11 protein-coding genes are annotated in these 12,947 nt (G+C 37.5%); 9 read left to right on the top strand and 2 right to left on the bottom strand.

Translation table 11 applies throughout. The annotated features are described in order from the left end of the window. The 9 genes from ABWO41_RS08990 to ABWO41_RS08950 form a co-directional block, all read left to right on the top strand. The coding region (locus tag ABWO41_RS08990) for a hypothetical protein (RefSeq protein ID WP_353136698.1) at nt 1-305 on the top strand (305 nt) is incomplete at its 5' end. 4 nt (nt 306-309) lie between these two features. Further along, entirely contained in the window at nt 310-1,902 is a 1,593-nt protein-coding gene (locus ABWO41_RS08985) for a RagB/SusD family nutrient uptake outer membrane protein (RefSeq protein ID WP_353136695.1), read from the top strand. Further along, nucleotides 1,874-2,872 (top strand): DUF5017 domain-containing protein, encoded by a 999-nt coding sequence (locus ABWO41_RS08980; RefSeq protein WP_353136692.1) that lies wholly within the window; start codon nt 1,874-1,876, stop codon nt 2,870-2,872. Before ABWO41_RS08985 ends, ABWO41_RS08980 begins: the two co-directional genes overlap by 29 nt. 11 nt (nt 2,873-2,883) lie before the next feature. Beyond that, complete coding sequence (locus ABWO41_RS08975; RefSeq protein ID WP_353136689.1) at nt 2,884-4,083, top strand: exo-alpha-sialidase; 1,200 nt, start codon at nt 2,884-2,886, stop codon at nt 4,081-4,083. An 11-nt stretch (nt 4,084-4,094) separates the two neighbouring features. Beyond that, nucleotides 4,095-6,512, top strand: coding sequence for a hypothetical protein (locus tag ABWO41_RS08970; protein WP_353136686.1), 2,418 nt, complete (start codon nt 4,095-4,097; stop codon nt 6,510-6,512). A 10-nt stretch (nt 6,513-6,522) separates the two neighbouring features. Further along, entirely contained in the window at nt 6,523-8,589 is a 2,067-nt protein-coding gene (locus tag ABWO41_RS08965) for a beta-N-acetylhexosaminidase (RefSeq protein ID WP_353136683.1), read from the top strand. Then, the gene (locus ABWO41_RS08960; RefSeq protein ID WP_353136680.1) at nt 8,576-9,805 is read left to right on the top strand and encodes a sialidase family protein; all 1,230 of its coding nucleotides are present in this window, start codon (nt 8,576-8,578) and stop codon (nt 9,803-9,805) included. Before ABWO41_RS08965 ends, ABWO41_RS08960 begins: the two co-directional genes overlap by 14 nt. A 2-nt stretch (nt 9,806-9,807) precedes the next feature. Further along, nucleotides 9,808-10,611: a fibrobacter succinogenes major paralogous domain-containing protein gene (locus tag ABWO41_RS08955; RefSeq protein WP_353136677.1), complete on the top strand. Its 804-nt coding sequence runs from the start codon at nt 9,808-9,810 to the stop codon at nt 10,609-10,611. Between the two features lie 7 nt (nt 10,612-10,618). After that, nucleotides 10,619-12,010: a sialate O-acetylesterase gene (locus ABWO41_RS08950; protein ID WP_353136674.1), complete on the top strand. Its 1,392-nt coding sequence runs from the start codon at nt 10,619-10,621 to the stop codon at nt 12,008-12,010. Between the two features lie 38 nt (nt 12,011-12,048). On the opposite strand, the gene ABWO41_RS08945 is transcribed toward ABWO41_RS08950, so the two are convergent. Further along, nucleotides 12,049-12,474 carry a septal ring lytic transglycosylase RlpA family protein gene (locus ABWO41_RS08945; RefSeq protein ID WP_353136671.1) on the bottom strand — a complete coding sequence of 142 codons (426 nt, stop codon included), beginning with the start codon at nt 12,472-12,474 and terminating at the stop codon, nt 12,049-12,051. Nucleotides 12,475-12,549: 75 nt separating this feature from the next. Further along, a complete protein-coding gene (locus tag ABWO41_RS08940) occupies nt 12,550-12,912 on the bottom strand; it encodes a methionine-R-sulfoxide reductase (RefSeq protein WP_353136668.1) in 363 nt (120 codons plus the stop codon). Nucleotides 12,913-12,947: the final 35 nt, after the last annotated feature.

The raw sequence follows: 12,947 nt of genomic DNA, 5'->3' as shown, positions 1-12,947 counted from the left end.
CTTTATATAAGGTTGGGGGACAAGGTCCGGGTGGATATTATAGTAATAGAACTTTAGAAGACGGATCTTTTTTACGTCTTAAAACAGTGAATCTGTCCTACTCTCTACCAAGGCTATGGTTAAAACGGATGAATCTTAAAAGTTTAGAATTAAGTGTAGCTGCGCAAAATATTTATACATGGACAAACTATTCTGGAATGGATCCTGAAGTTTCATTGAGAAATTCAGCATTAACACCGGGATTCGATTTTTCGGTATATCCAATAGCAAAAACGTTAGTATTTGGCCTTAGAACAAATTTTTAAGAGTATGAAAAAAATTAATTTATCAATATTCATTCTGGTTTTTTCATTTTTATCATGTGAAAAACCTTTGGATTTAGTTCCGTATGATTTTCCGTTACCCGAGAATTACTACAGCAATAAAACGGAGATGAATTATGCATTGACGGGAATTTATTCTGTATTAAAAGATCATGCATTATATGCAAATAATATGTTAGGTAGAATGGGATTAGATGCAGATCAGGCATTTAACAGGAATTCTAATGATGCAAATTCTATAGGAGATTATTCTGTGTCTACAGCAGATATAAAAGTTCAAAGTTTCTGGCGGGTTCTGTATGCTGGCATAAACAGAGCCAATGTGCTTCTTAAAAACATAGATGTACCTACAGATTTAACAGATGCGGAACGAGATGTAATTGAAGGAGAAGCATTGTTTTTAAGAAGTTATTTCTATTTTTTGTTAGTAACTAATTTTGGAGATGTGCCGCTTATCCTGGAACCTATTAATACAGCTTCTGCTGCAGCTCATCAGTCAACCAGAACATCTAAAGTTCAGGTATATCAGCAAATTGTATCAGATCTTGAAAAAGCAGCAGACAAAGTGTTACCAATAGAAACATTAGGTTATGGAGGAAGAGTAAACCAGTCTGCTGTTTGGGGAATATTAGCAAGGGTTAATCTGCATTGGGCGGGGTTTCCAATAAAAGATGAAACCAGGTATGCAGAGGCAAGAAAATGGGCAAAAAAGGTAATGGATCATCCTGTACATAAATTGAATCCTAGTTTTCAAAATGTTTTCGAAAAATTAGCGAGAGATGAATATGAGATAGGAGAGAGTATTTTTGAAGTAGAGTTTTATGGAAACGGAACAGGTATTTATGCTTCTTTAGGAGGATATGTTGGTGTAAACAATGGTATTTATAATCAAACAGATTTAAATATTGGATTTGGCTATTCTTATATAAACACAACCAGGTATACCTATGACGTTTATGAATCTGCCAGTGACAAAAGAAGAGATTGGACAGTAGCTCCTTTTTATTATGCCTTCACTAATGGAGTAGGTAGGGAAGTAAACAGAACAGCTAATCAGATTATGCATCGTAATTGTGGAAAGTTTAGAAGAACATCAGAAACACTATTACCTAAACACAGAAGCCTGACCCCACAGAATTTTCCGGTTTTAAGATATTCAGATGTCTTATTGATGTTTGCAGAAGCAGACAACTATGTAAACAATGGGGCTACCGCAGAAGGGTATGAAGCCTTAAATAAGGTGAGAAGAAGAGGTTATGGATTAGATGTTAACCTGGCAAGTCCTTCCGTTGATATAGTAGAAGGATTAACCGAAGAAGAATTTTTGGAGATTATTCAGGATGAAAGAACCCGTGAGCTTGCTTTTGAATGTCTCAGAAAAGGAGATTTGGTAAGATGGGGGATATTTCTAACCAGAATGAAAGACAGATTGACAGAAGTGAATAACCATGAATACTTCTATGACTTAAGGTTTGCAAGAGCAACATTCACCAACGTTTCAGCCAGAGATGTTGTTTGGCCTATACCAAGTTATGAATTGGGTGTAAATTATGAATTGGAACAAAATGTTGGATGGTAATCTTAATGAAATGAAAACAGCAAAAATTTTAGGATTATTTTTGGTTACAGTAGCCATACAAATCCAATCATGTAATACATTAGAAGATATAGAAAAACCTGTTTTTGATGCCTATGTAGATGATAATATCTACACAGCAGGAGATACGGTTAGAATAAATTTTAAAGGAAATATAGATTACATAACACTTTATACAGGGAAACCGGGTAATGATTATGATTTTACAGATAAAACCCGATTTCAGGAAATACTCTATTATCTGGATTTTAACAGTCATGCAAGAGACGGTGCCCAAGGTTCTCAAGTTTCTATTTTAGTATCAGACAAATTTGATGGAAACTATAATTATAATAACATTTTGTCTACAGAGTGGACAGATATTTCTGAAAGATTCAAAATAGCTAAATCCAATGAAAGAGATTATATGTCAAGTGGTATAAAGTCTATTAATGATGCTATTTTTAAAGGAAACGAAGATACCGCAAAAGTATATTTTGCCATTAGGCAAATTGTTAAAAAGCAAAGCGAATATGGAAGAGGTAGTATAACCCGTATTCAGAATTTCAGGATAAGAACACAAGCCGATATAAATTCAGATTATACCAATTTTTATGCATACAGTTCCTTTGGATTCAATGCTAACGGCGTGTTTTCATCACCTAATAAACAATCTGGTACCGCAGGTTTCGAAGGGACTAATATTATTATTCTGAGAAATAATTCTACGCTGACCAGCGAAGAAACCCAGGATTGGATAGTGAGCGATAAAATGGCTTTTCCGCGAGCGGTTGATGTAGGTCCAGATTGGGGTTTACCTATAAAGAGCATGAATGACAGACGGCTGGATTATTATCAGGTAGCTTACGACGAACCTGGTGATTATAAAATTGTTCTAATCGCATTTAATGCAAACTCAACAGAAAAAAGGGAAGTAAAAAAAGAAATCAATATAAAGGTATTACCTAAATAAACTGACAAAATATGAGGCTTTTGTTATCAATAGTAATATTGACTGGGTTATTTTTGCCTGTATCTGCCCAAAAATCAAATTATAAAAATATACCGGGAGTAGTAGTAACTTATCGTGATGCAGACGAAGGACAATATATTGGGTCTCCCGGAATATGTATTTTGCCGAATGGCAATTATATAGCTACACATGATTTATTTGGTAAAAAATCTACAGAATTTACCTCCGCAATATCTAAAGTATATCTCTCGGAAAATAAAGGGAAGCTATGGAAAGAAATAGCCGCTTTAGAAGGACAATTCTGGTCTAAACCATTTGTGTTTAAGAGTGTACTCTATATTTTGGGTACAGATAAACATCATGGTAATGTAGTTATCAGAAAGTCTATGGACGGAGGTTTTAACTGGACAAAACCAACAGATTCAAAATCGGGCTTATTAATAGAAGGTGAATTTCACTGTGCACCAATGCCTTTGGTATCACATAACGGTTATCTATGGAAGGCGATGGAGCGAGCCGACGGTGAGATCAAGAAATGGGGCCTTAGATACAGTACGTTCATGATGTCTGTTAAAGAAGATGCAGACTTATTAAACGCTGAAAATTGGAGACATACGAACAGCTTGCCTTATGACTCAACCTACCTTAACGGAAATTTTGGAGCATGGATAGAAGGAAATGCAGTCCTGACTCCGGAGAAGAAGATAGTTAATCTTTTACGCGTACATAACCCTAATGATAAAGAGAATGAATATGCTGCAATAGTAAATGTATCAGATGATGGCCGTATATCTGCGTTTGACAAAGAAAAAGACTTTATAAAATTTCCAGGAGGAAGTAAAAAATTTACGATCAAGTTTGATGAAAAAGCACAACGCTATCTGGCCATAGTCAATTATGTACCTAAAGAATACAGAGGTAAAATACAGTTGGATAGGGTAAGGAATACACAAGCGTTGGTTTCTTCCACCGATTTAAGAAACTGGGTGGTACATGACATCCTATTGCAACACCCTGATACCAAAAAACATGGATTTAATTATATAGACTGGGAATTTGATGGAAAAGACATCGTATTCGTGTCCAGAACTGCTTATGATTTTGGAAGCAAGAGTGCAAAAAATTACCATGATGCCAATTTTCTAACATTTCATAGGTTAAAAAACTATCGAAAACTCCTGAAAAAAAATCTGGATTCTATTTCTCAATAAAAAAAACGGTTATGAAACAGTATATCAGTTTTATTATTATTACTGTGTGTTTTATTAAAACACTATCTGCACAAACTTCGCCTCTGTGGGTAAGTGAAGTTAATTATCAATCGCCATCTGCAGGGGCTATATATTTAGGAAGTCCCAGTTTATTGACGCTTCCTGATGGAAGTATTCTGGCATCCCATGATTATTTTGGAAGCAGCACTTCATCAAATGAAACCGCAGTATTTAAATCCAGCGATAACGGAAACACATGGACGTTACAAAAAAAGCTTACCGGAATATTTTGGGCAAGTCTTTTCTACCATCAAAATAATGTTTATCTATTGGGAACCTCCGCAGGAGTGACGTACAGAAGTATAGTAATCATGAAATCGTCCGATGGAGGTGCCAATTGGACTACGCCGGTCAGTGCCACAACAGGGATTTTGTTCGATAAAATAGGTACATCAAATCCAACCTATCATTGTGCACCTACACCAGTGATTGTACACAATGGAAGAATTTACAGAGGTTTTGAAAGATTGGTAAACGCCAGCCAGAGTTTTCGGGGGTATTCTGCCTTTGTAATTTCTGTAGACGAGAATGAAGCAGATTTATTGAATGCTGCTAACTGGAATAAAAGTACAGAGGTACCTTATGATACTTCTTCAGATTTGCCCGGTTCGGTATGGAATACTGGCTGGATCGAGGGCAATGTTGTAGAAGCTCCCGATGGTAGTTTAGTTAATATTATGCGTGTACATTCTGCACCTTATATAGATAAAGGTGCTATCATTAGAATTTCGAACAACGGTAATACAGCTTCTTTCTCTGCATCTGATTTTATTAAACTGCCTGGTGGTATGAGTAAATTTGCGATACGGCGGGACTCTATATCTAAGGTTTATTTTCTATTTACAAATAACAATACAGATCCTGCTTATCCAGAGCAAAGGAATGTCCTTTCTATGTATATCTCTACCAATTTACGCGATTGGCATTACGCAAAGACATTGATGGAGGACGATCAGGGATTAACACATGAGCAGTCTATTGCTAAAACCGGATTTCAATATCCCGATTTTCAATTTGATGGTAATGATATTATTTATCTTGTAAGGACAGCTTACGATGGAGCAAATAACTATCACAACTCTAATAGAATTACGTTTGGTAGGGTTGAGAATTTTAGGCAATATCTTTCGGAAGTACAACCCTTAACACTAGGAGAAACAGGGCGGGTAATGATAAACGATTACAATGGTTCTCCTCAATTATTGAAAACAGTTAAAGCAAGCGACGGCAAAATATGGCTGCAGCAAAACATAGGCTCCTCCAGAGTGGCAGAATCTCGTGTCGATACTTCGTCTTATGGAGATCTGTTTGCCTGGGGGCGTTGGAATGATAGACATCAGTTGAGAAACAGTGCTATATTGACTAATGGTATGTTAAGTCCTAACAATCCCTCGGCACTTAACAAAACAGGAAATAATCCTTTTTATTATTATGCAACAGCTTCCGGATATTTTTGGTCGGGCGGAGCTGCGACAGATCAGCTTTCTGGTGATTTAACCTATGTAAATTCAACCACAGGCTGTGATCCATGCAGCAAAATGTTGGGTAATGAATGGAGCATGCCCACTAAAGCAGAATGGGAAAATTTAATCTCACAAGAAAACATAACAAATTATTCAACAGCCTATGAATCTAACCTCAAAATTCCATCAGCAGGTTTAAGAAATGTTGCCAATGGAACATTGGGCAGCTTAGGTACACTAGCCCGTTTTTGGACAGCTGATGCAAATGCAAATGGACAAGCCTATGTTGTAAGTATGTCTAATGTATCAGCGACGACATTGCCAATCAGCAGAGGCGGAGGAATATCTGTCAGATGTGTGAGGATACAAAGAACACTGCCTGTAGAATTAATAGATTTCAAAGGAAAATTCAGAAATAAAGGAGTAGAGCTGATGTGGACTACGGCAAGTCAGGTAAATAATGATTTTTATTCAGTTCTTAAATCCCAGAATGGTATTATCTTTCATCCGCTTGCACCTAAAATCGATAATATAAACTCATCTGATGCGCAATATCGCTATACAGATTACGCTCCTTTCGATAATACTTATTACCGGTTGGTACAAACAGATAAAGATGGAACAAAGCGAAATTTAAAAACCATAATAGTTCATGGCAGCATAGCGGAGAATGAATATCTGCAAGTCATTAAAAGCGATGCAGGTTTTTTAGAAGTTATTATTCAACATCCCGTAAGTAAATCAGCAAAGGTAAGAATCATTACTACCGAAGGAAAAGTGGCAGACAGTAGAAATGTAGAAGTAGCCGGTAAGTTTAAGTACTATTTAAACCACTCCAACGGTGTATACATAGTTAATGTGACTTTTGATAACGGTGAAGTAATTAGTAAAAAAGTGATGTTTTAAAATACAGTAAATGAAGAAGGTTAAATTTTTAACAGGAGTATTTTTTCTGTTTTTACAGGCAGTAATTGCTCAACCGCAGAAAACACTCAATTTAATGCCGATACCGCAAAAACTAAATATAAAAGAGGGTAAATTGTATATAGACAGCACTTTAAGGTTGGCAATTCATGGAAGTCCGGCACATAGAATTTATCCAGCGGCAACAAGATTTTTGCGCAGGCTGGATGAACAGACTATTTTATGGTTTAAACAAAATCAAGTGTCTTCTTCTGACAACGATTTAAAGTCCCTGTTGCAGATTCATGTCGAAAAGCCGGGATTAATAAGGCTTAAAGAAGATGAAAGTTACCAGCTGGAGGTTAACGAAAACAGAATTACCATAAAAGCAGCTACAGATATTGGTGCTATGTACGGCTTGGAAACGCTGCTGCAATTACTGGAAGCAGATGAAAAAGGCTTCTATTTTCCTCAGGTATCAATACAAGATGCACCAAGATTTCCCTGGCGGGGATTAATGATAGACGTAGTAAGGCACTGGATACCGTACGAAGTGATTATCAGAAATATAGATGCTATGCTTGCCGTGAAAATGAATGTACTGCATTTGCACTTAACCGATGACCAGGGGTTCAGGGTAGAAAGTAAAGTGCATCCAAAATTACATGAAAAAGGATCTAATGGTCAATATTTCACGCAGGAGCAACTGAGAGATATTGTAAAATACGCTGCGGACAGAGGCATTCGCGTAGTTCCTGAATTTGATATGCCCGGACATGCATCCAGTTGGTTTCCAGGTTATCCGGAATATGCAAGTGCGAAAGGTACTTATCAGATAGAAACCAAATACAGCCATTTTGAGCCAGCACCAACCATGGATCCGACAAATGAATCCCTGTATCCATTTTTAGATACCTTTATCCAGGAAATGACCAATATTTTTCCTGATGAGTATATCCACATTGGAGGTGACGAAAATAGAGGACAGCAATGGGATGCCAATCCGAAAATCCAGGAATTTAAGAAAAAGCATAACCTTCATTCCAATATGGAATTGCAAACCTGGTTTAATGGTAGATTACAAAAAATTCTAGCAAAATACGGAAAGAAAATGATGGGATGGGACGAAATTCTGGAACCAGGTATCTCTAAAGATATCATGATTCATTCTTGGAGAGGAAAGCATTCATTAACCGAAGCAGCAAAAATGGGGTATCCAGTAATCATTTCTTCTGGTTATTATGTGGATTTGCTTTTTGATGCTAAAGACTATTATTTGAATGAACCTTTGGAAGAAGGTCACGACCTGACGCCAGAACAGTTGGCTAATGTATATGGAGGAGAATCTGCTATGTGGGGAGAGATTGTTTCAGCTGAAACTATAGATTCCAGAGCCTGGCCTTCTACTGCAGCAATTGCAGAGAGGTTGTGGTCGCCGCGAGAAATAAGAGATGTAAAAGACATGTACAGAAGACTGGAAATTACCAGCAACCGCTTAGAGTTTTTAGGACTAAACCATAATAAAAACTATGAAGTAATGTTGAAAAGGCTAACCAATGGAGCCGATATAACTGCGCTAAAAACTTTTGTAGATGTCGTAGAGCCCATGAAAGAGCTCTCCAGAAGAAAGCAGGGAATAACTTATTATACCTATACACCATTAACAATGGTGGTAGACGTAGCAAAACCAGATAGCAAAGTAGCCAGGGAATTTACATGGTTAGTTGAGGATTTCCTTCAAAAACCAACAATAGAATTTGGTAATAAAATCAAGGCTTATTATAGCATGTGGATAGAAAATCATTCCAGATTGCAGGAGACCATGAAAGTGGCACCCGCTATACGTGAGATAGAACCAGTTTCGGCAAATCTCGCAAGGTTATCCCTTATAGGAAGTGAATTGGTAGATTATATTCTGGCTAAATCTGCAGGTAAACTTAAATATAAAAATAGAATAGATTATGATAAAGCTGATGATCTGGCCGATGAAATGAGATTTATGGTAAAGCCAAGAGGCAATGTAGAGTTCATTAAAATCATCGATTCTACAAAAAAGCTATTAACTTATGCAGTGGATTAGTGGAAAAAAAGTAGCACTCATTTTTCTTAGTTTGTTTCTGAGTCATTCTGTGGATGTTCGGGCCCAGGAATCAGCCGAGAAAGTAGATACAAAAATCTGGTTGAGTCAGGTGAAATGGATGGATCCATCTACCAATACTTATTTGGGAAGTCCAAGTATAGTAAAACTTCAGAATGGTAATTTACTAGCTTCTTTCGATTACTTTGGAAAGTTTGTTAGTTCTGATGATACTTTTATATATGTTTCCAAAGACAATGGTATCTCCTGGTCGCTTTTAACAGAACTTAAAGGTATGTTTTGGGCCAACTTGTTCCAGCATAAGAATGCTGTATATCTGTTGGGAGTATCGGCAGGCGTGGGTACCAGGAATATTGTCATTATGAAGTCTGTGGATAATGGAAAAACATGGACTACCCCCACCAATTCAAAAAAGGGCCTGTTGTTTACCGATAGTGAAAAAGGTAGAGCTAAATATCATTGTGCACCCGTTCCTGTCGTTTATCATCAAGGTAGGATTTACAGGGCTTTTGAAAGCCTAACTGATTTCTTACCGGGAATGCGGGGTTATAATGCTTTCGCAATATCTGCAAGTGAAGATGCAGACCTGTTAAATGCCGATAGCTGGATTAAAAGTACAGAAGTCGCATACGATAGCTCTAAAGATCCAGAAGGATCAAAAAATACAACCGGATGGATAGAAGGTAATATAGTGACAGGGCCTGATGGTAAGCTCTGGAATATCTTAAGAGTAAACTCAACCCCTTTTGTAGATAGAGGAGCTATGGTTGAGATCAGAGATAGGGGAAAAACAGCCACTTTTAACGTCAATGATTTTATTAACCTGCCGGGCGGAATGAGCAAATTTGTTATACGAAAAGATCCGGAAAAGCCAATTTATTGGATGTTATCGAATAATAATACTCATCCAGGTTTTCCTGCACAAAGGAATGTATTGTCACTTTTTGCATCAAAAGATTTGCGTAATTGGTTTCATGCAAAGGCTTTGATGCAGGACGATCAGGGGTTAAGCGAAACAGAATCTATTAAAAAAACAGGTTTTCAATACCCAGATTGGATTTTCGATGGAAAAGACATTATCTATCTGAGCAGGACTTCCTACAAAGGCTCAAGAAACTATCACGATTCTAATCGGATCACCTTTGGAAGACTAGAGAATTTTAGAAATTATATACCAGAAAATTTAAGAACAGAATAATTATGAAGTACTCAATTGTTTATGTAGTGACAGCAATTTTAGCTTTATCCGTTGGATGTAAAGCAAGAAAGGTAACTCAACCAATAGTAAATAATAGCAACGAAATTATTCCCGCAAAAGAAGTGGGTGCACTTGGTGCTGTCACTGTGTTAGTAGGTGGAGATAAAGTAGATTATAAAACTGTAAGAGCAGCAGATGGGAAAGTCTGGTTGCAGCAGAACCTGGGAGCATTGAGGTCAGCGGCTAATATTGCTGATAAAAATGCTTATGGATATTATATTCAATGGGGAAGAGGATTAGATGGGCATGAAACAGCAGACAGTAAAATAGAAATGGCAGTTGCCTCGCCGAACAATCCACGAGGTTTATCCAAAACAGAAAAAAATCCTTTCTATACATCGGAAAAAAATACTGGTTTCTGGTGGAAGGGAGGCGATCAGTATGACACCTGGGAAGCTAATGAACAGGCAAAGATTAATGAGATAAACGGGTGCGACCCATGTAGGCAATTGTTTGGCAGAGAATGGAGAATACCAACCATACAGGAATGGAAAGTTGTGTTGGCTGCAGAAAAAGTAACCAGTCTTTTAACTGCGTATTCCTCAAATTTAAAGTTGGTTGCGGCGGGTATGCGTAATGCAAATAACGGAAAAGTAGGGAATCAGACAGGAATGTTAAGAATCTGGTCTTCATCAGCGGCAGCTACCGGTAATGCTTATTTGATTAATCTGACAAATAAAGGGGTGGAATATCCGGCGTTTAGTAGAGGAGGCGGTTTATCCGTAAGATGTATCAGAAATAAATAGTATTAGTATGAAGAATATTTTGATTATACTTCTAATATTGGTTTCAGGAAAGCTTTCAGCTCAGATTAACTTGCCAGCATTCTTTTCAGATAACATGATCTTGCAAAGGAATGCAGAGGTTAACTTTTGGGGCTGGGGCAACAGAGGCAGTGAGGTTACTATAACGCCTTCCTGGTCTAATCAACCCATAAAAATAAAGGCATCAGGTCACGCTCGTTTTGAAACTAAATTGAAAACCCCGGAAGCGGGAGGACCTTACGAAATTACAATTGTGAGTGGTGCGTATAAAAAAATACTTAAAAATATTTTAATAGGAGAGGTTTGGTTGTGCTCAGGACAATCGAATATGCAGTGGAATGCAAATAATCAGCTAAAAGAAATGTTGGAGGAGTTGCCGGAAGCTAACCATGCGAATATTAGATTGCTGAACATAAGTAATGTTGCTTCGTTAACACCTCAGGACGATATCTTTGACTCTTGGGTAGCTTGTACTTCCGAGACGGTGAGAAACTTTAGTGCTATAGGTTATTTTATAGCCAAACAGCTCCAGGCAGATTTAAAGGTACCAATAGGTGTTATAAATTCAAGTTGGGGCGGAACGGCAGCTGAGTTCTGGACTCCAGCCAATATCATTCTGGAAGATGCAGAGTTGCTTCAAAATGCTAAGAAACAAAGGCCTGCACCTTCAAAGCCCCATGAGCCGGGCAGCTTGTGGAACTCTATGATCCGCCCATTCGCTGGATACACCATAGCAGGAGTTTTCTGGTATCAGGGCGAATCTAATATCGTTTCCTATAATGGTTATAATAAATTGTTTGGAACAATGATTAAATCCTGGCGAGATGCATGGGGGTATGAATTCCCTTTCTACTATGTGCAAATAGCTCCTTATGATTACAAATCAAAACCGGAAGAACAAAGGGGCGCACTGTTAAGGGAGCAGCAAATAAAAACACTGAATGTTCCTAAAACGGGTATGGTAGTGGTGACTGACTTGGTACCGGATGTTGCTAATATTCACCCAACTCAAAAGAAAGAAGTTGCAAGAAGACTTTCTGAATTGGCGTTGATAGAAACCTACGGTAAGAAATCTGATGACTATAAATCCCCGGTTTATAAGTCGCACCTGGTACAAGGAGACAAAATTATCATTGAGTTTGACTATCTGAAAGGTAGCTTAAAAGTAAATGGGGCACATATTATAGATTTACTGATTGCTAATGAATCCCAAAAATTTATTCCAGCAGATTATAAAATATCTGGGAATAAACTGCTTGTTTATAATAAAGCTGTTAAAAATCCAGTAGCTGTAAGATTTGGGTTCTCCGATGTTTCCATGTCAAACCTGTTTAATAGTAAAGGATTACCTGTTTCTCCTTTCAGAACAGATAATTGGTAATGTGGTATAAAAGGTCCGGTTAACTATTATCGGGCCTTTTAAATCCCATTTACTTCGTTATCGACTTTCTTATTAGCCAGCTTTTCTTTTCCTGGCAATTCATAAGTCATTTCAACCGCTGCAACCCCGGCACCGATAATTCCAATTTCTCTGGCAGCAGACTGTGAAAGATCTATCATCAAATGTTTATTGAAAGGACCTCTGTCATTAATGACTACGGTTACAGATTTTCCATTTTTTGGATTGGTAACAGTAACCTCAGTTCCGAATGGTAAAGTGCGATGAGCAGCTGTTAATTTTTCGTGTCGGTAAACTTGACCGCTGGTGGTTTTTCGCCCGACAAATTTACTGTGGTAGTAAGTGGCTTTGCCTTTTTTTAGAACTATATTTTCATCGTTTTCTTGTGCGTTTACATTCGAAAAATTGAATGTAAAAATCGCTACTAAAAGCAATAATATTTTCATTCTTGTTGATTTACAAGGTGATGCCACAATTGGCAAAGTTTCGAAGATAGGTTAAAAAAATCAAAAATTAAAATTCTAGGCTTTTGGAACGAACTTCATGCTCAATGAATTTACACAATGTCTGGTGTTTTTCTCAGTGAAGCCTTCACCTTCAAAAACGTGTCCAAGATGTCCTCCGCAGTTGGCACAAATTATTTCTATTCTTCGTCCGTCAGCATCAGGAACGCGCTTTACAGCTCCGGGAATTTCATCATCAAAGCTGGGCCATCCGCAATGAGATTCAAATTTATCTTCCGATCTGTAAAGAGGAGCATTACATTGTTTACAAAAATAAGTTCCAGCCTCTTTGAGGTTGGTATATTCGCCGGTGAAAGGGTATTCTGTGCCTTTGTGTAAGATGATATATTCTTCTTCCGGTGTAAGTTTATTATAGGCCATAATGTAAAATTAACATATATTTTAACGGATTGTTT

It is taken from the genome of Pseudopedobacter sp., from assembly GCF_040392825.1.
Taxonomy (GTDB): domain Bacteria; phylum Bacteroidota; class Bacteroidia; order Sphingobacteriales; family Sphingobacteriaceae; genus Pseudopedobacter.
The sequence above is the reverse complement of the archived record's forward strand: the minus strand, read 5'-3'. Positions and strand labels throughout refer to the sequence as shown.